The sequence below is a fragment of the Microbacterium meiriae genome (assembly GCF_032364335.1).
Taxonomy (GTDB): domain Bacteria; phylum Actinomycetota; class Actinomycetes; order Actinomycetales; family Microbacteriaceae; genus Microbacterium; species Microbacterium meiriae.
Map to the genome: position 1 here is coordinate 689,312 of NZ_CP133984.1, position 23,518 is coordinate 712,829.

Genomic DNA, 23,518 nt, shown 5'->3' on the forward strand with positions numbered 1-23,518 from the left:
GGTGGGTCGACGGAGGAGGGAAGGGAGAGGCATATGCGGCAGCAGCCGGTCGTCGCGGTGCGGGCGAACGACGAGGCGCCGACCGCGGACGGGACGTGGCCGACGAACATCCCCGCGGTCGCCCAGGTGCTGCGCGAGGGACTGGATCTGGGACCGGGAGTGACCTTCCTCGTCGGCGAGAACGGCAGCGGGAAGTCCACCCTCGTCGAGGGCATCGCGATCGCGTACGGTCTCTCCCCGGAAGGCGGATCCCGGCAGGCGCAGCACCGGACGCGTCCGACCGAGTCGCCGCTGTCGGACTGGCTGCGCCTCCAACGGGGCGTCGGCGCGCACCGCTGGGGGTTCTTCCTGCGGGCCGAGACGATGCACTCGTTCTACACGTATCTCGAGGACAACCCCTCCCTGCGCGGCGACGTGCCCTTCCACGAGATGAGCCACGGGGAGTCGTTCCTCGCCCTGCTCGACAGCCGCTTCGATGATCCGGGGTTCTACTGCCTGGACGAGCCGGAGGCCGCCCTGTCGTTCCATTCGACTCTCACGCTGATCGCCGTGCTGCAGCGCATCGCCGACGAGGGTGGCCAGGTGCTGTGCGCCACGCACTCCCCGGTGCTCGCGGCGCTCCCGGGTGCCACCATCCTGGAGGTCGGGGAGTGGGGGCTCCGCCCTGCCGCCTGGGAGGACCTCGAGATCGTGAACCACTGGCGCTCGTTCCTCGGGCAGCCGCAGCGGTATCTCCGGCATCTGCTCGACGAGCGAGGCTCCGCGGAGCCGTAGGCTGACGGGCATGACCGAGCAGAGGGCGCCGAGACGACGCGGGCGCCCGCGCGGCGGCACCGACTCCCGCGAGCGCATCGTGTCCGCGGCCGTCGACGAGTTCGGCGCGCAGGGGTACGACGGCGCCACGGTGCGGTCGATCGCTGCCCGCGCCGGCGTCGACTCCGCGCTCGTCCACCACTACTTCGGCACCAAGGCCGACCTGTTCGCAGAGGCCGCCGGGATCCCGTTGCGCCCCGACCTCGACGTCCCGGAGATCCTCGCGGGGCCGAAGGACGAAGCGGGGGCCCGGCTCGTCCGCTACGTGCTCGACGCGTTCGAGAAGCCCGACGTGCGCCGCCGCGGGGTACTGCTCCTGCGCACGGCGATCGGGAGCAGGCTGACGACCCCCCTGCTCGCCGGCTTCCTCTCCCGCGAACTGCTCTCCCGCGTGGCACGACGCCTCGACGTGGAGGACGCTGACCTCCGCGCCGCCCTCGTCGCCTCGCAGATCGCCGGCATGCTCATCGGTCGCTACGTGCTGCAGCTCCCCGCGCTCGCCGGAGCCTCCGTCGACGAGCTCGTCCGCCGCGTCGGCCCCACCGTCCAGCGCTACCTCTTCGACTGACGCCCGCGTCCCCGGGCACGGCTGCGGAGATCTCGGCCGCCGCGCCGGACGGCACGGGCCGGCGACGGCGTGTCGATCCGGCGCTCCGCAGCTGTGCCCACCGAGCCGTTGACGCCCGACGAGGCGAGGCGCATAATTCATCGCATGATGAATAACGCGGCGGTCGAGATCACGCAGCTCCACGTGCGGCGTGGGGCCGTATCCGTGTTCGACGGCATCGACCTCGCCGTCCCCCGCGGGCAGATCACGGGTCTCCTCGGCCCCTCGGGGTGCGGCAAGACCACGCTCATGCGGTCGATCGTCGGTGTGCAGCGGATCGCCTCCGGCGACGTGACCGTGCTGGGTGAGCCGGGCGGTACGCGTCGGCTCCGGCACCGCGTGGCCTACGGTACGCAGGGCGCCTCGGTCTACGGCGACCTCAGCGTGCGGCAGAACCTCTCGTACTTCGCGTCGCTCCTGAAGGCGCCGAAGGGCGATGTCGACCGGGTCATCCAGGAGGTCGGCCTCGGCGCACAGGCCACGCAGCTCGTCGATGCGCTGAGCGGCGGCCAGGCGACGCGGGTGTCGCTCGCGGTGGCTCTGATCGGCTCGCCGGAACTGATCGTGCTGGACGAGCCGACCGTCGGACTCGACCCCGTGTTGCGGGCGGAACTCTGGACCCTGTTCCGCCGGCTGGCCGACCGGGGCGTCACGCTCATCGTGTCCAGTCACGTGATGGACGAGGCGGTGCGCTGCGACCGGCTGCTGCTGATGCGGGAGGGGAGGATCATCGCCGACACCACGCCGTCGTCCCTGCTCGCCGACACCGACACGACCGACGCCGAGGCCGCGTTCCTGGCGCTGATCGAACGCGACAGGGCCGCCGGCGCCGCGTCCTCCCGGCGCGCACGCCGAGAAGCGCAGCAACGCCATGAGGAGGAGGGAAGATGAACGGCCGCCGGCTGTTCGCGACCGCGGGCCGTGTGCTCACGCAGCTCCGACACGACCCGCGTTCGATCGCCCTGATGCTCATCGCCCCGAGCCTGCTCGTCGGTCTCTTCGCCTGGCTGTTCAGCGAGCAGGACGGTGTGTTCGATCAGTTCGGGGGTGCCATCCTGGCGCTGTTCCCGTTCATCGTGATGTTCCTCATCACGTCGATCACCACCTTGCGCGAACGCCGTTCCGGCACGCTCGAACGGCTGATGACCACGCCGCTCGAGAAGGCCGACTTCATCCTCGGATACGCGCTCGCGTTCGGGCTGATGGCCGTGCTGCAGGCAGTGATCACGGTGTCGTTCGCCGTCGGGGTGTGCGGGCTCGACGTCGACGGACCGCTGTGGCAGCTGGGCCTCGTCGCGGTGGTCGACGCGCTGCTCGGCACAGCTCTCGGCCTGCTGGCGAGCGCGTTCGCCCAGACCGAGTTCCAGGCCGTGCAGTTCATGCCGTTGCTGGTGTTCCCGCAGATCATCCTCGGCGGGCTGTTCATGCCGCGCGACCAGATGCCCGACGTGCTGTACGCCATCTCCGACTGGCTGCCGCTCAGCTACGCGATCGACACGATCAACGCCGTCGCGGCGGGGGACGAGGGGTGGGACGTGTTCGGTCCGCTGCTCATCGTCGTGGCCTTCGCCGTCGGCGCGCTGGTGCTCGCCGCCCTCACCCTGCGGCGGCGCACGCGCTGATCCGGAGCCCTGGCCTCGGCTCAGCGTGCGGCGCGGTTCTTGGTGTGCTTCGTCGGCGCCGCGGCCCAGGGGTCCTCGGGCCAGGGGTGCCGGGGGTAGCGGCCGCGCATCTCGGCGCGCACCTGCCCGTAGGGACCGGACCAGAAAGAGGCGAGGTCGTCGGTGACGGCGAGCGGGCGGCCTGCGGGCGACAGCAGATGGAAGAGGACGGGAACACGGCCGTCCACCAGCCGGGGAGTCGCCGCCCACCCGAAGCACTCCTGCAGCTTCACCGCGACGACGGGGCGTGCGGTCGGATCCCCGTCGGGTTCCGGGTAGGTGATGCGGACGCGGGAGCCGCTGGGCACTTCGAGCCGCTCCGGGACGAGGGCATCGAGGTGCACGGCCTCGGGCCAGGGCAGCAGACGGCGCAGCGCCGAGGACAGATCCAGCCGACTCGCGGGGGTGCCGGATGCCAGCGCGTCGAGCTCCGGTGCCATCCAGGCATCGAGGGCGTCGACCAACCCCGCGTCCGACACATCGGGCCATGGCTCTCCGAGCTCACGTCGCAGCAGCGCGAGTCTGCGGCGGAGGGCTTCCGCCCCGTCGGACCAGGTGACCATACCGAGGCCATCGCGTCGGACCGCCCGGGCCACGGCATCCCGCCCTTCCGATGCCGCCGCTCGCACCGGCACCGATGAGCGCAGGATCGCACCGATCCGGCGCTCGCGGCGGGCCTGCACACGACCTCCGACGAACTCGGCCTCCACGCGGTCGCTCATCAGGGGGCCCGCAGCGTGCTCCGCCTGCTCCTCGGTAAGGGCCGCCGCGGAACGGATGACCGCACCGGAACCGGCGGCCGCCCGGGACGAGGCGCGGACGACATCGGCCACGGCGAGCCACTCCGAGGACGCGAGGGAACCGCTCACTCCGGCCCGCGTGCCGGAGGCCAGCAGGAACGTGGCTCCCGATCCCGTGTGCTCGACGCGGTGGGCGACACGTTCGGGGAAGGCCAGCGCGATCACGAGACCGACGCCGTCGAGACCCGCGCGGGTGTCCGGCGTCGGATCGGCGAGGCGTTCCAGACGACGCGCGTCCTCGCGCCAGCGACGGGCCTCCGCAGTCCCGCCGCCCCGCAACGCGACAAGAGCGTGGGCGACGTCGGCATCCGGGACGCGCTGATCACCGCCCAGAAGCGCGACGACCTCGGCGGCGAGCCGGCTCCCCACCACGGGGCTGCCGTCCCGCAGTGCCCTGGCCAGCCGGGGGTCGGTCGGGATGCGGGCCAGCACGCGGCCCTCGGCCGTGGCGCGCCCGTCGTCGTCGATCGCTCCGAGACCGCGAAGCACCGCGACGGCGTCGGCGAGGCTGTCGGCTCGCAGCGGTTCGATCAACCGCAGGCCTGCTCCGCCCGGGGCACCCCAGCACGCGAGGAGGAGGGCGGCGTCGGTGAGGTCGGCCGTGGCGATCTCCGGGGACGGACGCGCGGGAGCCGCCGCGTAGGCGCGCTCGTCCACACACCGGACGACGATGCCGGGGCCCTGACGCGTCGCGCGTCCGGCACGCTGCACGCACGAGGAACGGGAGGCGGCGGTGGTGACCAGACCCGTCATGCCGCGGGCGGCGTCGCGCTGCGGCTGCCGGGACAGACAGCTGTCCACGACCATCCGCACACCCGGCACCGTGATCGACGACTCGGCGAGCGAGGTGGCGACGATGATGCGGGGCACGCCCCCCGGTGCACGACCGCGGATCACGGCATCCTGTTCGGCCGGCGGGATCTGGCCGTGCAGCTCCCGCACGTCGAAGGCGCCGTTCAGAGTGCGGACGCGTCGGGCGATCTCCGACACCTCGCGAGCGCCCGGGGCGAACACGAGCACGTCGGCTTCGGGGTCTTCGCGGACCAGCTCGGTGGCGGCGGAGGCGGAGACACTCGCGATGTGGTCGAGGAAGCCGCGGGTGACTCCCCGTTCGTCGAGGCGGGGCGTGGGACTCGGAGCCCAGCGCTCGGTGAGGGGGAAGGCCGGGACGTCATGGTCGACGATCGGTGCGGGGGACTCGGCGGTGCCGATGACGGCGGCGAGCCGGGCAGCGTCGAGGGTGGCGGACATCGCGACGACGACGAGGTCATCCCGCAGCTCCCGCACCTCCGAGAGCAGGCCGACGAGGAGGTCGGTCTCGAGGGCACGCTCGTGCACCTCGTCGATGATGACCGCACTCACGCCGTCGAGTCCGGGGTCGTCGAGCATCCGTCGCAGGAGAACCCCGGCCGTGACGAACTCGACCCTCGTCTCCGGCCCTGCAGTGCGCTCGCCGCGGACGGTGAAGCCCACCCGGGATCCGAGCGGGGAGCCGTCGAGGTGTGCGAGTCGGCGGGCGGCGGCACGCGCGGCGACCCGGCGGGGTTGGGTGACGATCACGCGGTCGGTGGTTCGTGAGGCGAGGAGCGGCGGTACGAGGGTGGTCTTGCCCGTGCCCGGCGGCGCGGTCACCACCACGGATCCGCTCGCGTCGAGGGCTGCGGAGAGCTCGTCGAGGGCGCCGGCGAACGACAGGCCGGCACCGATGGCGGCGAGGTCGAAGGCAGCCCGGGTCACCCGTCCAGTCTGCCCGGTCGATCGACGCCCGGAGACGTTCACAACTCAGGAGATCCGGGGGATTCGGAGCACAGGGAGGGATCGCCGCGTCCGCGCCTGCCGATCTCCTGAGTTGTGAACCGGCAGAGGCGGTGCCCGACGACAGACAGCGGATGCCGCGACCGAGTCGGTCGCGGCATCCGCTGTCCTGTGCTGCTTACTCCGCCTCGGGAGCCGGATGAGCGGGGGGCGGCGGGGTGGTCGGTGCGGGCGTGCGCGGCGCGGGGGCCGGTGCGGAGGCTTCGGCGACTCCGGCTCCGAAGCCGCGACCGACGGCCTGCCCCTGGATGATTCCGGCCAGGTCGAGGCCTGTCGCGGAGTGCACGCTGTCGAACACCGAGCGCATGGCCTTCGCGCTGTCGGCGCCCACGACGTTCGACGCGCCGTCCTCGGCGGACCCGCCGACGATCGAGACGCTGCCGATGGCGGCGTAGCCCTTCGCGAACTCCGACATGATCGACGGCAGCACTTCCAGCACGCGCTGCGAGAGGAAGGCATCCTGGTTGGAGGCGATGGCCTTGGCCTCGGCCTCGACAGCGGCTGCACGGGCCTCACCCTCGGCGCGGATCGCCTCGGCCTCGGCGTTGGCGCGGAGGCGACGGGCCTCGGCTTCGGCCTCCGCCTGGGCGCGCAGAGCATCCGCGTCACCGGTCGCCTTCGCGATCGCGGCGGCAGCCTCACCGTCGGCGCGCGCCTTGTCGGCCTGCGCCTGCTGCTCGGCGATGCGGGTGCGCGCCTCGGCCTGCTTGACCTGCTCGATCGCCGCCGCCTCGGCCGCCCGCTCACGCGTGTAGAGCTCGGCCTGCGCGCGGGTCTCCGCCTCGTACCGCTGGGCGTCCGCGACGCGCTTGACGTCGGCGTCGAGCTGCGCCTGCTTGTTCTCGGCCTGCTGCTGCAGCACGGCCTGCTCGGCCTGGGCGCGGGCGAGCTGCTCGGCCTGCTCCGCCTCGGCGCGGGCCCGGCCGATGCCGGCGTTGGCGTTGGCGGTGTTGGTGTCGAGAGCGGTCTGCTCGACGAGGTTCGCCTCCTGGTTGGCGATGTTCTTCTGGTTGATCGCGCGGTCGGCGTTGGTCTGCGAGATCTCCGCGGCCTGACGCTTCGCCTGGATCTCCGGCGCACCGAGGGACTGGATGTAGCCGACCTTGTCGGTGATGCCCTTGATCTGGAAGGAGTCGAGGATGAGGCCCTGCTCGGCGAGCTCCTGGGAGACGTCGGCGGCGATCTGGTCGGAGAACTTCTTGCGCTCCCGCATGAGCTCCACAACCGAGAGCGTCGCGACGATGCCGCGCAGAGCGCCCTCGAGCTGCTCGGTGGTGAACTGCTCGATGGCCTTGTCCTGGGAGGCGAAGCGCTCGGCGGCCCGGCGCACCAGCAGCGGGTCGGAGCCGATCTTCACGATCGCGACGCCGTCGACGTTGAGGGTCACGTTGTCGAGCGACTGCGCCTCGGCGTTGAGCGACACCTGCCGTGAGCGGAGGGAGATGATCTCGTGGCGCTGGGTGATCGGGTTGACGAGCGACTTCCCGTTCACGATGACCGTGACGGGCGATTCCGTCATCTCCGAGCTGCTGGTGCCGTCGGCGCCGATGACGGCACGCTGCACCTTCTGCTTGCGTCCGGAGATGACGAGCGCTTCGTCGGCACGAGCGACCTTGATCCAGCTGCGTGCGAACAGCAGCAGGATGAGCAGGACGACGATCGCGGCGACGACCGCGATCCCGACGATGGTGAGGATGCCGATGATTCCGGCGATCTCCATGGATGACCTCCCTGGTTCCCCCCGAGGGGGCGGTCCGATATGCCCACGGTCGATGTGGGCGTGCGCAACCCACCCTGCCAGAAAAGCGACGCCCGCCACCGTCGCGGCCGTCATGATCCCGTCGTCGGCGGAGACGCCACCGACCGCGGCGACTGTGGAGGAGGGAAGCGGTCAGCGGGTGCGGAGTTTCTCCGCGAGGTCGCGCAGCAGGCGCAGCTCCTCGTCGTCGAGCCGTGACATCCGGTCGGCGATCGACCGGCCGTGCACCGTGGCGAGGGCGCGGAAGGCCCGCGCGCCTTCGTCCGTGGCGCGGATCAGCGCCCCGCGTCCGTCGTCCGGGTCCGCGCACTTCGCGACCAGTCCCCGCGTCACCATCCGATCGACGAGGCGGGAGACGCTCGGCTGGCTGATGAGCATGTTGGCGGTGATGTCGCGCAGCCGCGAGGTCATCTCCGGCGAGCGCGTGACGGTGAGCAGCACGTCGTACTCGGCCTGCGTGATGTCGCCGGTGTCGAAGTCCGCCGCCATCTCGGTGAACAGTTCGTGCTGCGCGCGGAACAGGCTTTCCCAGGCCTCCAGCGCGAGCTTCCGATCGGTCATCCTCACAGAGTACCGGGCGCAGTAAAGGGCCGGTCGGAGAGGCTCCCGACCGGCCCTTGTCCCTTGCACCAAGAGTGTCCTGCAATCACATGCGGTGGATGCCACAGCAAACATTCACCGTGCGATCACTGTATAACGGCGAGGTAACGAATGCAACGGTTTCATCACGATGAATCGGGCGGATGCTGGAAGCGACGGTTCGATGACACGAACAGTGTTCGGAGTCTCATGAAAGCTGTCGGAGCGTCTCACTCAGGCGTCAGAGTCTCATGAGAGGTATCGGTTGCGCGGCGTGTAGACGAGACCCGTTGGGCGCTGGACATACTCTGCCCGTGGGTCGATCCCCTGTCGGGCGATCTTTGTCAGGGCTCAGGGCTCAGGGCTCAGGGCTCAGGGCTCAGGGCTCAGGGCTCAGGGCATAGGGCTCAGGGCATAGGGCATAGGGCATAGGCCAGAACCGCTCACTAGGAGAGTGGCTGACTGCCGAATAGGACGCATCCGTCGATGTCTTCCGGCTCGGCTGCGAAACGAACGCGCGTGGAGTATCGACTCGACGGCATTCAACGGGAAGTCGACGCAGTCGATTGCAACGACGTCGCCTTCGAAAGAGGTGCTCCGGTCCGCAGTTTGCCCGGTTGGCGCTTGAAGCGGCACCATGACGGGAATCACTGGATGGGTGCGCTCGGCGTCTCAATCGGCTTTGAGTCGCTGACAGACAGGGCTGCATCATCGAGTTGGACCGCACGCCCGTCGTCGTCGTCGCAGGCCAGCCGGTGTGGATTCGGTGGGCCACGGCCGGGGGCCTATGTGAGAACTATCCGGACTACTTCGTTCGTCGCCACGGCCGGCAGGCCGTACTGATGGACGTCAAGCCTGCGCGTCAGCTCGATGACGACGTCAGAGCGCAATTCGACATGACTGCCCTGTTCGCTGCTGAGCGCGGATGGTGGAACATCGTCTATGACGCCGAATCGCCGATCCAAGGGGCGAACCTGCGATTCCTCCCGCCGTTTCGAGATAGTGCGATCAGCGAGGACTCTCCGAAATTGTCCGAGGGTGGCTTGCCGCTAGGCGCGGTCGCCAGCCTTTTCGGCTTCGGATCCAAGGGGTGCGCGCACTGTCACGCGCTCCTTTGGGTTGGCGCGCTCGAGGCAGATCTTGAGCAACCGCTCAGCAGTACAACCATCGTGTGGGAAAGGAGCGCGTGATGCGCGCTGCGGTCGGGGCGTTCATGTGGCGTCGACGCAAGTACACGGTTCTGTTCATCGAGAAAAATTCTTCGGCACTCCGAGACGACGATGGCTCCGAAATTGAGGTTGCCGTGGACAAACTTGGACGTGAGGCAGCGCCGATGGCTTCGGACACATCAGGGCTCCTCCATCTGTCTCCGCAGGCGGAGGATATCGAGCCGAGGATCGGTCCCTGGCTGCAGGCGTCTATCCGCGTTGGGGCCTCCCGCAGCGAAGTCGGGGTTGGGAGGGCCATTGAAACAGAGCGTCAGTGGCTGGAAGCTCGCTTGGGGAGTCCGTCTCCACACGCGCCGTTGACCGTCGGCTCGAAGTCTTTCGAGAGCAGGGAACGACCACGGCTGGAAAGCGTGCACGGCGGAAGAGCCAGTGGGATCCGTGCCTCATCGGAGTGATGAATATCGTCCTGGCTGAGAAGAGCCGCTCGTCGACCGTGAGCCAAACGACGGCGATCGAGCAGCTCACGCGGCGCGTCGAGCGGCTCTACGGGGATTCGGTCAAGCTGCCGAGTCGATCGACATTCTTCCGGTTACTGAACGCAGAAGACCGACGAGACCCGCGATTGTACCGAGCGACTAAGGTGCGAACTGGTCGGGGAATGGCCCACGATTCCTCGAGGACTGGCCGGACCGTGCGATTGAGGATGGCGGCGACCATTCGGCGCTCTAATGCGTGAGCTCCGCGAAGGTTCCGGCTGGACGCTGAGTGAATGTCTCCGTCGCGTCGAGCTGGAGCGCATTAATCCCCGGAGCGAGTGTCGCGCACCTGGCCCGGGTGGGGTGCTAGGCGGAACCACAGTGGGCCCAGCGTTCGGAGGCCCAAATACTGCTGGAAAATGCGAGCAGATTTCGCCAAATCTGTGAAGAAGTCGACCCCGCTCAGCAGTTACCCGCCGAGTCACAGGGATCGCACCACTTGATGAAATCTGAGCGTCCCCTAGCGGGAACGCAAGGGCAGTGCAGGGCTCTCTACTGGATCGACGTCTCGATGATCGGCATCCATCAGACGTCGGCTTGCGAGCCACTGACCATCGCGCTCTTGTTCCTCAGCGGCGCATAGCTGTAGCGAGGATCTTCTCACGCACGCGGACGGGCTGATGTAGATTCAGCGGCAGGCGGCCCGCAACTCCGGCCGCGACTCAGATGCTAGACGGTAGGCCATAAGGAGCCCCTCATGCCGCAGATAAGAGCAGTGCTAGGTCACGTATCACTGGAAACGGCACTCGGAAAGCGCATCTGCTCGCGCCACCGCACCGGTAAAGAGAAGCATGACATCCAAAAGGGCGACCTTTGCCTGGTGGTGCGAGGGATGCCCAGTGATCTGAACTACTGCGTCGAATCGGCTATGGATATCCTCCAGAAGGCCGAGAATGACCTTATCGATCTACGCAGTTCCCTCGAAGAGGCAATGAGAAAATAGCATGCTTAAACGGTAGCTTGGCGAGACTCTCGGGGCCGGTGCTTAGGCCCTGTGTTCTCGCTCGGTCAGTCGCTTCGAGCTTGGGCCCTAGAAACCTGAAGGCAGCGCAGAGGAAGGCAGGCTCGTCCCTCGGCCGGAGGTCTCGATGTCCCGTTCGTAGTGTTTCGGCGGACGTGTAGAGCAGCGACGTACTCAAGGCCAGATCTGGGGCGCACGATTGTCGCGCATCACTCACCACGTCCACCGCGCGGCTGAGAGCGAAGAGCTCAACGGATCGTTGCACAGCTGATCCGCGTCGCTCACTGCGACCACCAGGCGGCACCATCCTCACTGAGAACGCTCCGCCCGGTGTTACTAGCGTTGTGGCGGTTGATCTCGGCGCGAAGATACTCGCCGAGCAGCGCAGCTGTCTCGCTTGCTTAGAGCGTGATCGTGACATGACTTCCGCGGAACTCCGTGGAAGTCATGTCTCAGTCCGTGGAAACTCTCGTGACATCGGACGTGTCCTGTCCGGTCCGCGAAAGCTGAGCGAAATCTCGAGAGGCGGCGTACGTCTCGGGCAGTTTGGTGCCGCGCCGTCCAGCGCGGGCTGGCGCTTCGGCAAAGTCTGAGTACCACTACGGATCAGGCCGAACGGTTGGGATGACTGCTGCTGGCGCTCGAGGATTCCCTCCTGTTACTTGCCCGCGAGCCGTGCCGATACCCTCCGATACGAAGGCGCGCAATCCGGTGCAGCGGCCGATTCTTGACGGCGATGCGCACCGCCGATTTAGGCGACGCGCCATTCTGCTTCCGATGGGTGCGCGGAGATATCCCAGGTGAGCGCGTCCGCCGCGCAGGCGACCGCGATTCTCAAGAGCCTGCGCGTCCAGCACGGTCGCTCTGGACGCCGAGGCGTTCGGCGATCCTCAAAAGCCGTGTGCGATTCGGCTGCTCGATGGTGCAACGATCCCATGCGAGAAGCGATTGCAAGAACGCGGCGGCACCATGACCGACGACGGCAGAAATCTCCTCGGACGTGAGGGTCAGAAGGAGAGTAGAGGAGCTTCGGATCCCGCCCGGCACGCTCGCGTCCACCTCGGAGTAGAGATCCGCGACGGGCTTACCCGCATGCGCGTATTGAGACAGAACCCTGTAATGGGTGTACAGCGACGCCCCTGCACCGCGCAGCTCGTGCATCTGTCGCCTGACCGTCAGACGAGGACCCTTGGAGTCCGCAAGTTGTGTGCGCGTGGCTGCTGCCGCTTCGCTTAGCTTCTTGAAGCCGGGCGTCAGACCACCATTTCGCGTGATCTCGTCGATGAGCCCCTCAAGATCCGTGGACGCTTTGTGGATGAGTTCACGCCAAGATCCGGGTTCGGATTCAAGCCATAGAACAAGGATCGAGTCTTCGAGCATCAGGCGCACAAGGGGATAGGCCTGCACGATCATCTCCGCCTCGACGAGTTTGAGAACGGCTCGGCCCAGATCCGCCCCGTGCGCCGTGAGACCGTGAACTAGTGTCGCATTCCGAACGGAATCCACGGTGTGCTCCACACGCACGTCATCAACACGATGGTCGTCCCAAATCTCCAGGAGCTCAAGCATGACTTGTCTACCGTCGGGGAACGCAGCGCTATCTCGCATAGTCGCGAGCCTAGACTGATCCGTTGTCGGCATATGCTCTCAGGACAGCACTCGTCCAGAAGCGATGGAAGTCGGCTGCGCCCGGTCGTGGACGCGCCTGCAGACGTGCCGCACTGAGGAGGATGTGGATGCTCATATCGCTCTACTGTGGAAACGCTCGATTCAAATGGCTGTCCGCGTCGTCTCGTTGTCCGTATACCGCTGTCCGCCGGTGACGACCGCGTCGTCCCAGAAGGCACCGTTCCACCATCGCAAATCGAAGCGCATCGTGGGATCCGGCCACCAGCCAGGTGAGGGCAGCCGCGCGGCGCGTTCGACGGCATCCCGTGTTACCGGCAACGTTGAGGTTAGTGGCGTTAGAGCGAGATCGACTCGGATCGCCCGCGAAAGTCGGTCGAGTGAGGCGGCGTAATGCCCAAAGTGCAGGGTGGCCACTCCGACGCGGAACATCTCCTGCGAGGAAATCGCCCCCATGTACTCAGTGGTTGCCCGCCTGAATGCGTATGCAGCTTCCACTACAGCCGGGGAACCCACAGTGGCTACGCGCGCCTCCACACGGACGAGCGTTGACATCAGCTTGATGACCTCGTTGATAGCGTCTGCCGCTTCTTGATCTGCGCGCTGGTCGGCCCCGCCGCGGGGGCCGTGCAATCCGATCCGACGCAGCTCGTCGTACAGGGAGACCGCAACGTCCATGGTTTCGAAGTAGACCTCACGGCGTATGTCAGTGACGGTCCGACGTACGTCGTTGCGCCTAGTAACGATGCCGGTGACGGTCGCGCCGACGATGATGCCCGCAACCCCAAGCAGGGGCGTCAGCGCGCCGACAACATCTCCTACGGCTTCTAGGAGGGTACGGATTACATCGAAAAGGGACGCCACATTGAATGGTACCGAGCAGCGGTGATCACGAGAGCAAACCATCGCCAACCTCTGGGATGTGTTCTGAATATCCCTCACTTTCGCCGTCTGGTCTGTAGCTGGTGTGGTCTGCGCGCGCCAATCGCCGGGCGAGCGCCCGCTTGCTAACGGCTCCCAGGGGCGTGAGCGCAAGGCGAACTGGGACACAGCGCGTCGCCTCCGTCACGTAAATGCCGTGCCGCTCCCGGGCAGCGCTAGTGAGAACTGCCATGATGGCCGCGTCGCCATCGATCTCGGGAGCGCGCCGAAGGAAGCGATCGTGCACGGCAAATAGCGGCTCGGCTAATGGAGGAGACCAGCGGTGAATCGTGACATCGTCGTATGGGACCCCGAGCATCCCACCGCGGAACACTTGCTTAGTGGCGTGCTCACTTTGCACAAAGCGAATCGGGCAACGCTGGGTCCGATGCCGGACGAGGGCTTCCGAGATCGAGCGCGCCACGGTGGTCTCCTGATCGCGTGCCAGGGAGGGCAGGTTGTCGCGTACGCCCTGTACGACATACCGCGGTACAACCTCCTCAAGCTGGTGCACCTCTGCGTGAGCAGAGAGGTGCGAGGTGCAGGGTGGGCGAGAACCCTTGTCGACGCGGCCGTCCAGCGAAACCCTGGGCGGTCTTTCGTGACTGCCGCGTGCCGAATCGACTATCAGATGGACGGGTTTTGGCGGGCGCTGGGTATGCACGCCACATCAGAGAAGCCCGGCCGCGCACTCAATGGGTCGACCCTTACCAACTGGGTCAAACGGGTCAACCTCGACAGCGGTCTCGACTTGCTCGAAACGGCCGCGCTCGGATCCGGCGTGCCCGTGGCCATTTTGGACACAAACGTGATCGGAGATCTGTTCTGTCCCCCCGACGTGCGTCGTGACCAGCGAGAGGAGTCGTCGGCATTGCACGCGGACTGGTTGCAACCCCTCGTGACCTTCGCGGTGTCGGGGGAAGTGGACAACGAGCTCAGCCGCATCGTGGACCCGGCTGAACGCCAACACATGCGCGCCGAGACGTCTCACCTCACACGGGTGAGCACGCGACGACCCATTGACAGGCAGCTCGAAGACGCTCTGCTCACGGCGACCGGGCCGGACCTCGTAGGCAAAGACGCCAGTCTCCGCTCAGACGTTCTGCATGTCGCCGACGCCGTGAACGCCGGCGCCGACTACTTCGTCACCAACGACAGCAACGTGCACCTGGCGGCCGCAGCGTGGGAACCACTGTTGCGGGGAATGCGTGTCGTGCGGCCGCACGAACTTGTCGGTGCGCTTACACCTCAGTCGTTCATGTCTGACTTCCGCTCGCGTCTCATCGACGACGGCGACTTGGAATGGGCGCCAGTAGGATCGGTCGATCCGGGGCTAGAAGCATCGTTTCGTGTGTTTACGAGCGAACCTCGTCCGGCCGACTTCCACCGCACCATCCGGGAGCTCCTCGCCCGCCCCCACGAAATCGCGGTCCAGAAGCTCACCGATGGCGACGGGCGGCTCTGGGCATTGGCAGCGGTCGCCGTCGAGGAGACCACTCTGAAGTTGCCACTGCTCAGAGCGATCCGCGGCGCACGAGGTGCAACGGTCGCCTTCCAACTCGTCCGCCACTTTCGCCGAATGGCGTGGGAGAGAGGACTCTCCCGGGTTGAGGTCACCGACCGTGCCATCTCCCCGACCATCGACGCGGCCTTGGAAGCCGACGGGTTCACAGCAATGTCCCCACGTACCGCGACCCTCGGCCCCGCGACATTGGGGCGGGACGAGCTCGGACTGGCCACAGCCGCAGACGTCTCATTCATGGAGAGGACCCGGTGGCCGCTGGTCGTCACGGGCGCGTCCCTGCCTACCTATCTCATTCCCATCCAACCCAAATGGGCGTCCCTGCTGTTGGGAGTCGACGACGGATTGTTCTCCGTTCGTCGACGCGGGCTCGGCCTCTCCCGGGAACTGGTCTACTTCTCCGGATCGAAGATGAGGCCCCGAGAACTACCGGCCCGGGTGTTGTGGTACTCCAGCAGCGACAAAGGAGTCAGCGTGAGTCGAGTCGTCGCACGGTCGGTGATGATCGACGCGACCCGCTTACCCGTGCAGGACGCCGTGACGCGTTTCGCGCTCCTCGGAGTCCTACGACGGTCCGACATCGAGGCCGCAGCCGGGAAAGACGGGACGGTGAATGTCATACGCTTCCAGGACACTGAACGTCTCCCCGTGTCCATCTCGCGGAGCGACGATGTTTTCCGGACTTACGTGAAGGGCGAGGTGCAGAGCATGAGATCCGTCGACCCGGAGTTCTTCGATGAGGTTCTACGCCGTCAGCCCGAAGGACCGCGCACCGCATGAGCCGTTCCCTAATGCTCTCCGTCCGTCCCCGTTTCGCCCGAGCCCTGCTCGGAGGAACGAAGACCGTGGAGATCCGCAGACGATTCCCTGATGTGCCGGCCGACACCACCGTCGTCATCTACTCATCGACGCCCGACAAAGCTGTTCTCGGAACGATGAGATCAGCCGGCTTGGTCCGCAGCACCCCTGCGCAGATCTGGCGAGACTACTCCACAGTGATGGAACTCACCCGCGAACAGCTCACCGACTACCTCCATGGGGCATCGGAGTGTTCCGTGTTGAAGCTGGACCGTCCGCACCGCTGGGCGCAGCCCGTTCCCCTGACCCACTTGCGACGGATTCTGCACCTGGAACCCGCCCAGAGTTTCCGGTACCTCTCCCGCCGGCAACTCGAGCTCCTCACTGATCTCGGTTCCACCCAGTCACTCGAACCCGTGCTAGACACTCTGATCATTCGCAACGTAGCTGCCCTCGTATGATCCCGCTGACCCGCCGGCTGCCAAAGGGCGGCGGAGTCACGAAACTCGAAGTTTCAGTACCAAGCTGAATCGGTACGCGGATCAAAGAAGTGCATCTGCGTTGCTGTCGCGGAATCGACCGCGACGTGGCGACGCAGGTAGGCAACGAGCTCATCAAGTTGATCCTCGTGCGCGTCGAGGAAGTCCGCCATCACCATCGTCATCATCATGTCGGTTCGCATGTCATCCTTCTCGACCGTGCACTTTACAAGCTCGCCGTGCCGTTCGGACAGGACCAGTGGTAGCGGCTGATTACCGCGTTTCTCTGAGATTTCGTAGCTGAGATGCCAAGCCTCGAGGAGGCGGACGTTAGCCTCGGCCTGGTCATCGAAGGCTCGAAGATCGCCCCATTCTCCGATGTTCGCGAATGCTGCGCGGAGACCGTCTACGAGGCGTACCTTCGCGCCGTCCCACCTCAAGTAGCCCCACAGCCCGAAACCCATATTGTTTGGCGCCTCTACAGCGAGCACGAAATGGGGCACCAACTCGATCCACCGACGGTCGCGGTGCCCATGTAGTAGTGACTGGAGTAGGTCATGATTGTCGTAGACATTGACGCTGATGTCCCACCTAGGAGCGCTCTCTTGAAGGCTATCCAGCCACATCCTGGCCGGCGCCACCCATCCCGGTGAATCTGCGATCACCTTCGAAATTGCCCCGCGAAACGCCGCCCATTGAGCTGTATTCGATGTCCGTGCCCTCCCGTTGAAGTGGTAGGCCGAGAGCCCGCCAGCCCACCCCTGACATGCGTGGAGAACATCGGCTTCTGGGAAGAGATCGAGATCTTCGAAGACACCGGACCGCTCCACCTGATCGACATGCCAACCGTGGCCCGTTATCAGAGCACCAACCTTCTCGGGGTAGCAGACGTTCAACGGGTGACCTTCATACTCCATGCCGAGCAGAACGATCTCTTCGGTGGTCATCTCGTCGAGGTCTTCATCGTCGAAGTCCAGTTCCCGACGCAGGACTTCACTCATGGGTGCGAGCGGGTCGTCCGAGAGGATAGTGCCGAGTGCGAGGACGACCATATGGTTCTCGTCCATCGAGAGGTGCAGTCCGACGAAGTCACTGATTTGCAATTCGCGGAGACGAGATTTCACGGCATCCCATGATGCCGCGAGTTCCGTCTTTCCGGCCTCGTCGATTCGTCGCTGAGACGCAGTCAGGCTCCGAGGCGTCGCAGTCTTTAGCGGCTTCACCTCGTGTGCACCCGTCGGCGTAAGGCCGTCCGCTGCAAGATCGAGCTGAAACCCGCTGAGGTCGAAGTCGCTTTGATGGACGTAGTAGCTGAACGGAATGAGGAGCTCGTGCCAGTCGGTCGATACGACGATCGCCCTGATCATCTCCGGCGGGAGCCCTTTGTCGCGACTCAGTAGATCGACGTACTTGCCGACCTCGTGCATGGCCTGTCGAGACGTTGAACTTGCCTTCTTCAGCTCAATGACGACAAACGAGCCCGTCGAGTCGCGGGCCAGAATGTCCACGAACCCGTCGGCCCCGAGCGGGTTGCGAAGGTGGTAGTTGTTCGCGATGTGCTGCAACCCCGGCTCAATCAGTGAGAGTCGAGTCGCAAGCTGATCGCGGATGTCGTTTTCGGGAGCAGTCACGTTCGAACACTACTGAACTGGCGGTGGGGCGCGCATCGTGCTTGTTGCCGGTAGTTCGGCCTCGGAAAGCGTCAAGACGCGCAATAGGTACTGCGAAGCGCGTCGTGTCATCACTTATAGTTTCGTGAGAAAGCGCAGAGCCGGCGTTGGTGATGAGAACTGCCGAATCGCGCAATTTCGCTGTCTCACGAACTGTCAAGATTTGTGAGATCGGGCGGATACTGGAAGGGACGGTATCGAGAGCCCCCGCCTCCGCACCGCGCGGCAGACCTCTCGACGCCAGGAAGAAGATGCTCATGAAAGCTCTCCGCTACGTCGAGATCGGCAAGCCCCCGGTGGTGGTCGACATCCCGATTCCGAAGCCCGGCCCCGGCCAGGTCCTGCTCAAGATCACCGCGGGTGGTGTCTGCCACTCCGACGACTACGTCATGGGGCTCCCCGAGAAGGACTACCACGAGCAGGGTTACCCGCTGCCGCTGACGCTCGGGCACGAAGGCGCCGGCATCGTGCACGAGATCGGCGAGGGCGTCGACTCGACGCTCAAGGTCGGGGATGCCGTGGCCGTCTATGGTCCGTGGGGCTGTGGCCGCTGCCACAACTGTTCGATGGGCAAGGAGAACTACTGCACGAACGCCGCCGCCGAGGGCATCCGTCCTCCGGGACTGGGCAGCCAGGGCTCGATGGCCGAGTACATGATCGTCGACGACGCGCGCCACCTCGTGCCGCTCGGTGACCTCGACCCCGTGCAGAACGTCTCGCTGACCGACGCGGGCCTCACCCCGTACCACGCGATCAAGAACTCGCTTCCGAAGCTCGGCGCCGGCACGTTCGCCGTCGTGATCGGCACCGGCGGTCTCGGCCACGTCGGCATCCAGATCCTCAAGGCCATCTCGGGGGCCACGGTCATCGCCCTCGACGTGAACGACGAGAAGCTGAAGCTCGCCACCGAGGTGGGCGCCGATCACGTGCTGATCAGCGATGCATCGGCCGCCGAGAAGATCCGCGAGCTCACCGGCGGTCTCGGCGCGAACGCGGTGTTCGACTTCGTGGGCGCGAACCCGACGATCGCCCTGGCCCAGAGCGTGGCCGCGCTCGAAGCCGACATCACGATCGTGGGCATCGGTGGTGGGAGCATGACGCTCGGGTTCGGCTCGATCGCCTACGACGCCGCCGTGCGCATTCCCTACTGGGGCTCACGCGCCGAACTGATCGAGGTGCTGGACCTCGCCCGCGCCGGGAAGATCCACGTCCAGACCGAGAGCTACACGCTCGACGACGGCCCGAAGGCGTACGAGGACCTCGCGTCGAACAGTATCCGCGGACGCGCCGTCATCGTCCCCTGACGCCGGCACGGGAGCGCCCGGGAGGACTGACCTCCCGGGCGTTCTTCTTCTGGTTGCGCCTCAGTGCCGGCGTCGCCGGTCGGCGAGGAGTGCGAGCGCCGCATCGATCGCACTCGCCGCGGCGTCGGGGGCCACGCGGACGAGGGCGAATGCGGAGACCACCAGTCCCGTAGAGGCGTCCGCCAGGGTCGCGACTTCGGTTCCCGCGAGCTCGGGGAGGGCGGCCCGGACGCCGCGGGCGAACGCCTCTCGGAGCTCCGCGCGATAGGACGCCACGACCCGGGCGACCGCGTCGTCGGTGCCGATGGGGGCGGCGGCGGTGTTGACCAGCAGGCAGCCGCTCGTCGCCGGGAGGCTCCCCGCGGTCAGCAGCGCCGTACGCAGTCCGCCGAGGTAGGTCTCCAGAGCCTCCGGCGCCACGGTCTCACCCGTCAACGGGGCGAGGCGCGGGCGGATCACCTCGTCCAGATAGCTCTCGACGGCGGCGTCGAAGAGTCCGCGCTTGGAACCGAAGGCGTGATAGATGCTGGAACGACTGAGGCCGGTCGCGCGCTCGAGCTCCGGCAAGGGAGCGCTCTCGAAGCCGCGCTCCCAGAACACGCCGCGTGCCGCGCGGACCGCTTCCGCGGTGTCGAAGGTCTGTGTGCGCCCCATCCACCCTGCTCCTGCTCTTTTGTGAATCGCTCGATCCAGTATATATTGGAACGACCGATACAGAATGCGCGGCCTCGCCGCGTCGAAGGGGGACTGTCATGGTCATCGCCGGACTCGTGCTCGCAGGCATCGCGGCACTCGTGCACGTCTACATCTTCTGGCTCGAGTCGTTCGCCTGGACGAGCGCGCGCGCTCGCCGCACGTTCGGCACGGGCACGGCGGAGGAGGCCGCGCGACAAAAGGAGCTCGCGTTCAACCAGGGCTTCTACAACCTGTTCCTCGCGGTCGCCGTCCTCCTCGGCATCGTCCTCTTCGCCACGGGAGCGACGGCCGTCGGCGCGACTCTCGTCTTCACCGGCGCCGGATCGATGGTCGCCGCGAGCCTCGTGCTGCTGCTGTCGAGCCCCGACAAGGCGTCCGCCGCCCTGAAGCAGGGCGTCATCCCGGCGCTCGGCGTCATCGCGCTCGCCATCGGCCTCCTCGTCTGAGTCCGGCCGCAGCACCCCTAGATCCTCACGAAGGAGAGAAATGTCCCACGCCATCAGCACGCAGATCCAGCTCGCCCGCCGCCCCGAGGGGTGGCCGACCCACGACGACTTCCGCACCGTCGAGGTGGAGCTGAGCGATCCGGCGCCGGGGGAGGTGCGCGTGGCGAACGAGTTCGTCTCCGTCGACCCCTATATGCGCGGGCGGATGAACGACGTCCGCAGCTACGTCGCCCCCTACGCCCTCGACGAAGTCATCGCGGGTGGCGCCATCGGCCGGGTCGTCGCCTCTGCGGCGGACGACCTCCCCGTCGGCACCGTTGTGCTGCACCAGCACGGCTGGAGCGATGTCGTGCAGGCGGACGCGTCGACATTCCGGGCCGTGCCCGAGGTGCCCGGCATGCCGCTGTCGCTGCGCCTGCACATCCTCGGCATGACCGGCCTCACCGCGTACGTCGGGCTCACCGCGATCGCCGGACTCGCCCCGGGCGACACGGTGTTCGTCTCCGGGGCCGCCGGCGCCGTCGGCACGGCTGTCGGTCAGATCGCGAAGCTCCTCGGCGCCGGCCGTGTCATCGGCTCGGCAGGATCGGCCGAGAAGGTCGCCCTGCTGACCGAGAAGTACGGCTACGACGCGGCGTTCAACTACAAGGACGGCCCGGTGCGCGAGCAGCTCGCCGCCCTCGCGCCCGAGGGCGTGGACGTGTTCTTCGACAACGTCGGCGGCGACCACCTCGAAGCCGCGCTCGACGTGATGAACGACGGCGGCCGGATCGCGCTGTGCGGCGCCATCACGAGCTACAACACCACCGAGCCCGTGCCCGGGCCCGACAACATGGCGAACATCATCACGCGCGGCCTCCGCCTCCAGGGATTCACCCTCGCGAACTACCTGCACCTCTCGCCGGAGTTCAGCGAGAAGATGACGCGCTGGTTCGCGGAGGGCCGCATCGCCTACGACGAGACCATCGTCGATGGGATCGAGAACACGGTCGACGCGTTCCTCGACATGATGCGCGGAGCCAACACGGGGAAGATGCTCGTGCGGGTCGCACCCTCCGCCTGACGTCGGAGCGGGCCGCCCGCGCATTTGAGATATATTGCTTGAGACGTAGAACTTCACTCTCCATGACCCCCACTGGAGGCAGTGTGACACTCTCTGGCGGCCCCCTCGAACGCCGGTCGATGAGCGACGAGGCTTTCGTGCGCCTGCAGGATGCCATCATCAGCGGCGAACTCCAGCCCGGCGAGCGTCTGCGCGATTACGAACTCGCCGAACGCCTCGGCACCTCGAAGACGCCGATCCGTCATGCCCTCGACCGCCTGGCCGACAACGGCCTCGTCGAGATGCAGCGGAACCGGTACACCCGCGTGGCCCCGATCGATCTGGAGCGCGTGCGGAACGCGGTCGACCTGTTCGGCGACATCTGGATCGGCTCGGTCCGTCACGTCATGCCGGTCATCCAGGACGACGATGTGGCGTACCTCGTCGAGCTGGCCGACGACATGGCGGCGTCGGTGCAGGAGCGGGACATCATCGCGTTCGGGGCGGCGCTCCGCAGCGCGGCGACGGGCTTCGCCCGGATCGAGGGCAACGCCACGCGCGCCAACTCCATCGAGCGCCTCGGGCCGCAGATCCGTCGTTTCACCCAGCATGCGAAGGACGCCGTGGACTGGTCCGCCGTCGAGGAGTTCGTCGGCGCGATCCGCGAGGCGACGTCCGAACGGGACGCGGTCAAGACCCGGGCCGTCCTGGTGAGCTTCTTCGACGAGACGCTCCCCGCGATCATCGATCGGGCCGAGCAGTCGGGGCTGGCCGAGATCACGGAGTGATCCGCCGCTGACGAACGAGGGCGACCGCACACCGCGGTCGCCCTCGTCGCGTCCCGGAGCTACGGCGTGAGGCGATGGACGTCGCGCGGGAACAGCGTCACCTCACGCACGTTGGTCGCCTCGACCAGTCGGCCGACCCAGCGCTCCAGTCCGATCGCGAAGCCGCCGTGCGGAGGCATCCCGTGCGCGAACGCCTCCAGGTAGCCGGCGTACGCCGAGGGCGACTCGCCCCGAGCTTCGATCGCCGCGATGACCTCGCTGTGCCGATGCAGCCGCTGTCCGCCGGTCACGAGCTCCAGACCGCGGAACAGGAGGTCGAAGCTGTTGCTCCCCTCCGTGTCGTCGGGCTGCGGATGCGTGTAGAACGGGCGCTTGCGCATCGGGTATCCCTCGACGGCCAGCACGTCGCTGCCGAACTCCTCCTTCGCCCACGCCCCGAGCGCCCGCTCGTGTGCGGGGGAGAGGTCGGGCTCGTCGGCCGGAGCACCGACCCGGCGCAGCGCATCCCGGAAGTGCACGACGGGGATGTCCTCGGGGATGACGGGGAGCGTCACGTCGAGCAGCGCGAGTTCCTCCGCGGCGTCGGTGCGGATGCCGTCGAGCATGCCGCGCAGCACGTGGCCGAGGAGGCGCAGGACGTCGCGGTGGTCGCGGATGAACCCGAACTCGACGTCCAGCGACACGTACTCCGAGAGGTGCCGCACGGTGTCGTGCGGCTCGGCGCGGAAGACGGGACCCACCTCATAGACGCGCTCGAACACCCCCACGAGCTGCTGCTTGTAGAACTGCGGACTCTGCGCGAGATATCCGGTCCTGCCGAAGTAGTCGACCGGGAACACGTTCGCTCCCGACTCCGTCACGGTGTCGACGATCTTCGGGGTCTGCACCTCGGTGAAGTCCGCGGCGTCGAGCACCCGGCGGAACGCGCGCACGCTCGCCGCGGCGATCTGCCAGGTCGCGCGGCGTGCCGGATGGCGCCAAGTCACCGCGGCGTGGTCGAGCAGCGTCGGCAGGCTCGTTTCGAGTGTCGGACGCCACAGTGCCACGACCGGCGGTGCGGCCGGCTCCGACAGGCTCTCGATCTGCGGGTCGACGATCTCGACGCCGCCGGGGGCCTGCGGGTTCGCGGCGACGGTCCCCGTCACGCGGACGACCGTCTCCTCCGGAGGGAGGCCGCCGGCCGGAGCTTGCGCGGGGCGGACGACGACCTGTGCGAGTCCGGAACGGTCGCGGATGATCAGGAACGCGACGGTGGCGAGCTCCCTCCGGCGGTGGACGTGACCGAGCAGTGTGACACGGCGGTCGGGGACGGCCTCGGCGAGCTCCGCGGCGAGCGTGCGGGCGGGGTCGGGTGATCTCATTTCTCCTCCAGGTTGTGGGAGCCCTGGAGGTGTGGGCGGGGGCCAGATCGCGGTGCCACCACACCTTCGCCGGTGAGAAGCCGGCCTCTCGTCGGTACGCCGGACGCGCGGGGACCGCCTGCCCGGAGGCCGGAGGTCGTCACGCTCCGGCGGTCGCCGCGTCCA

Annotated in this window: 19 protein-coding genes; 11 read left to right on the forward strand and 8 right to left on the reverse strand. The window is 67.0% G+C overall.

Annotation, left to right across the window (positions count from 1 at the left end):
• Nucleotides 1-33 precede the first annotated feature (33 nt).
• The 4 genes from RI211_RS03235 to RI211_RS03250 all read left to right on the forward strand — a co-directional run bounded on the left by RI211_RS03235 (nt 34) and on the right by RI211_RS03250 (nt 3,042).
• Entirely contained in the window at nt 34-774 is a 741-nt protein-coding gene (locus RI211_RS03235) for an AAA family ATPase (RefSeq protein WP_315637204.1), read from the forward strand.
• A gap of 10 nt (nt 775-784) precedes the next feature.
• Nucleotides 785-1,381, forward strand: coding sequence for a TetR/AcrR family transcriptional regulator (locus RI211_RS03240; RefSeq protein ID WP_315637205.1), 597 nt, complete (start codon nt 785-787; stop codon nt 1,379-1,381).
• A gap of 144 nt (nt 1,382-1,525) precedes the next feature.
• The gene (locus RI211_RS03245) at nt 1,526-2,311 is read left to right on the forward strand and encodes an ABC transporter ATP-binding protein (RefSeq protein WP_315637206.1); all 786 of its coding nucleotides are present in this window, start codon (nt 1,526-1,528) and stop codon (nt 2,309-2,311) included.
• Nucleotides 2,308-3,042 (forward strand): ABC transporter permease, encoded by a 735-nt coding sequence (locus tag RI211_RS03250; RefSeq protein WP_315637207.1) that lies wholly within the window; start codon nt 2,308-2,310, stop codon nt 3,040-3,042. The genes RI211_RS03245 and RI211_RS03250 overlap by 4 nt, the downstream gene beginning before the upstream one ends.
• A 20-nt stretch (nt 3,043-3,062) precedes the next feature.
• Here the strand turns inward: RI211_RS03250 and hrpB are convergent, their stop codons facing one another.
• The 3 genes from hrpB to RI211_RS03265 all read right to left on the reverse strand — a co-directional run bounded on the left by hrpB (nt 3,063) and on the right by RI211_RS03265 (nt 8,016).
• Nucleotides 3,063-5,618: an ATP-dependent helicase HrpB gene (hrpB, locus tag RI211_RS03255; protein WP_315637208.1), complete on the reverse strand. Its 2,556-nt coding sequence runs from the start codon at nt 5,616-5,618 to the stop codon at nt 3,063-3,065.
• A gap of 196 nt (nt 5,619-5,814) precedes the next feature.
• Entirely contained in the window at nt 5,815-7,416 is a 1,602-nt protein-coding gene (locus RI211_RS03260) for an SPFH domain-containing protein (RefSeq protein ID WP_315637209.1), read from the reverse strand.
• Between the two features lie 171 nt (nt 7,417-7,587).
• On the reverse strand, nt 7,588-8,016 hold the full coding sequence (locus tag RI211_RS03265) for a MarR family winged helix-turn-helix transcriptional regulator (RefSeq protein WP_315637210.1): 429 nt from the start codon (nt 8,014-8,016) through the stop codon (nt 7,588-7,590).
• Between the two features lie 734 nt (nt 8,017-8,750).
• Between RI211_RS03265 and RI211_RS03270 the strand changes: the two genes are divergently transcribed.
• On the forward strand, nt 8,751-9,224 hold the full coding sequence (locus RI211_RS03270; RefSeq protein ID WP_315653621.1) for a hypothetical protein: 474 nt from the start codon (nt 8,751-8,753) through the stop codon (nt 9,222-9,224).
• A gap of 2,310 nt (nt 9,225-11,534) precedes the next feature.
• On the opposite strand, the gene RI211_RS03275 is transcribed toward RI211_RS03270, so the two are convergent.
• Both RI211_RS03275 and RI211_RS03280 read right to left on the reverse strand, forming a co-directional pair.
• A complete protein-coding gene (locus RI211_RS03275; protein ID WP_315637212.1) occupies nt 11,535-12,269 on the reverse strand; it encodes a DUF5677 domain-containing protein in 735 nt (244 codons plus the stop codon).
• Between the two features lie 201 nt (nt 12,270-12,470).
• Nucleotides 12,471-13,190, reverse strand: coding sequence for a hypothetical protein (locus tag RI211_RS03280; RefSeq protein ID WP_315637213.1), 720 nt, complete (start codon nt 13,188-13,190; stop codon nt 12,471-12,473).
• A gap of 340 nt (nt 13,191-13,530) precedes the next feature.
• Between RI211_RS03280 and RI211_RS03285 the strand changes: the two genes are divergently transcribed.
• Nucleotides 13,531-15,549: a GNAT family N-acetyltransferase gene (locus RI211_RS03285; RefSeq protein WP_315637214.1), complete on the forward strand. Its 2,019-nt coding sequence runs from the start codon at nt 13,531-13,533 to the stop codon at nt 15,547-15,549.
• Nucleotides 15,550-15,614: 65 nt separating this feature from the next.
• Nucleotides 15,615-16,028 (forward strand): hypothetical protein, encoded by a 414-nt coding sequence (locus RI211_RS03290; RefSeq protein WP_315637215.1) that lies wholly within the window; start codon nt 15,615-15,617, stop codon nt 16,026-16,028.
• Between the two features lie 53 nt (nt 16,029-16,081).
• Here RI211_RS03290 and RI211_RS03295 read toward each other — a convergent pair whose 3' ends face one another.
• Nucleotides 16,082-17,677 carry an endonuclease NucS domain-containing protein gene (locus RI211_RS03295; protein WP_315637216.1) on the reverse strand — a complete coding sequence of 532 codons (1,596 nt, stop codon included), beginning with the start codon at nt 17,675-17,677 and terminating at the stop codon, nt 16,082-16,084.
• A 296-nt stretch (nt 17,678-17,973) separates the two neighbouring features.
• On the opposite strand from RI211_RS03295, the gene RI211_RS03300 reads away from it, so the two are divergent.
• Nucleotides 17,974-19,020: an NAD(P)-dependent alcohol dehydrogenase gene (locus tag RI211_RS03300; RefSeq protein WP_259953491.1), complete on the forward strand. Its 1,047-nt coding sequence runs from the start codon at nt 17,974-17,976 to the stop codon at nt 19,018-19,020.
• A gap of 60 nt (nt 19,021-19,080) precedes the next feature.
• Here the strand turns inward: RI211_RS03300 and RI211_RS03305 are convergent, their stop codons facing one another.
• Nucleotides 19,081-19,674, reverse strand: coding sequence for a TetR/AcrR family transcriptional regulator (locus tag RI211_RS03305; RefSeq protein WP_315637217.1), 594 nt, complete (start codon nt 19,672-19,674; stop codon nt 19,081-19,083).
• Between the two features lie 98 nt (nt 19,675-19,772).
• On the opposite strand from RI211_RS03305, the gene RI211_RS03310 reads away from it, so the two are divergent.
• The 3 genes from RI211_RS03310 to RI211_RS03320 all read left to right on the forward strand — a co-directional run bounded on the left by RI211_RS03310 (nt 19,773) and on the right by RI211_RS03320 (nt 21,992).
• Complete coding sequence (locus RI211_RS03310; protein WP_187663270.1) at nt 19,773-20,162, forward strand: DUF1304 domain-containing protein; 390 nt, start codon at nt 19,773-19,775, stop codon at nt 20,160-20,162.
• 40 nt (nt 20,163-20,202) lie between these two features.
• Nucleotides 20,203-21,225 (forward strand): NADP-dependent oxidoreductase, encoded by a 1,023-nt coding sequence (locus RI211_RS03315; RefSeq protein ID WP_315637218.1) that lies wholly within the window; start codon nt 20,203-20,205, stop codon nt 21,223-21,225.
• Nucleotides 21,226-21,344: 119 nt separating this feature from the next.
• Nucleotides 21,345-21,992, forward strand: a complete 648-nt coding sequence (locus RI211_RS03320; RefSeq protein ID WP_187663272.1) for a GntR family transcriptional regulator — start codon at nt 21,345-21,347, stop codon at nt 21,990-21,992.
• Between the two features lie 59 nt (nt 21,993-22,051).
• Here the strand turns inward: RI211_RS03320 and aspS are convergent, their stop codons facing one another.
• A complete protein-coding gene (gene aspS / locus RI211_RS03325) occupies nt 22,052-23,353 on the reverse strand; it encodes an aspartate--tRNA(Asn) ligase (RefSeq protein ID WP_315637219.1) in 1,302 nt (433 codons plus the stop codon).
• Nucleotides 23,354-23,518: the final 165 nt, after the last annotated feature.

What these genes read in the sequence shown, in the direction of transcription:
- RI211_RS03240 (WP_315637205.1), top strand. Translation starts at nt 785, where the DNA reads ATGACCGAGCAGAGGGCGCCGAGACGACGCGGGCGCCCGCGCGGCGGC.
- RI211_RS03275 (WP_315637212.1), bottom strand. Translation starts at nt 12,269, where the DNA reads ATGCTTGAGCTCCTGGAGATTTGGGACGACCATCGTGTTGATGACGTG.
- RI211_RS03315 (WP_315637218.1), top strand. Translation starts at nt 20,203, where the DNA reads ATGTCCCACGCCATCAGCACGCAGATCCAGCTCGCCCGCCGCCCCGAG.
- RI211_RS03235 (WP_315637204.1), top strand. Translation starts at nt 34, where the DNA reads ATGCGGCAGCAGCCGGTCGTCGCGGTGCGGGCGAACGACGAGGCGCCG.
- RI211_RS03305 (WP_315637217.1), bottom strand. Translation starts at nt 19,674, where the DNA reads ATGGGGCGCACACAGACCTTCGACACCGCGGAAGCGGTCCGCGCGGCA.
- aspS (WP_315637219.1), bottom strand. Translation starts at nt 23,353, where the DNA reads ATGAGATCACCCGACCCCGCCCGCACGCTCGCCGCGGAGCTCGCCGAG.
- RI211_RS03310 (WP_187663270.1), top strand. Translation starts at nt 19,773, where the DNA reads ATGGTCATCGCCGGACTCGTGCTCGCAGGCATCGCGGCACTCGTGCAC.
- RI211_RS03300 (WP_259953491.1), top strand. Translation starts at nt 17,974, where the DNA reads ATGAAAGCTCTCCGCTACGTCGAGATCGGCAAGCCCCCGGTGGTGGTC.
- RI211_RS03265 (WP_315637210.1), bottom strand. Translation starts at nt 8,016, where the DNA reads ATGACCGATCGGAAGCTCGCGCTGGAGGCCTGGGAAAGCCTGTTCCGC.
- RI211_RS03260 (WP_315637209.1), bottom strand. Translation starts at nt 7,416, where the DNA reads ATGGAGATCGCCGGAATCATCGGCATCCTCACCATCGTCGGGATCGCG.
- RI211_RS03250 (WP_315637207.1), top strand. Translation starts at nt 2,308, where the DNA reads ATGAACGGCCGCCGGCTGTTCGCGACCGCGGGCCGTGTGCTCACGCAG.
- RI211_RS03245 (WP_315637206.1), top strand. Translation starts at nt 1,526, where the DNA reads ATGATGAATAACGCGGCGGTCGAGATCACGCAGCTCCACGTGCGGCGT.
- RI211_RS03320 (WP_187663272.1), top strand. Translation starts at nt 21,345, where the DNA reads ATGAGCGACGAGGCTTTCGTGCGCCTGCAGGATGCCATCATCAGCGGC.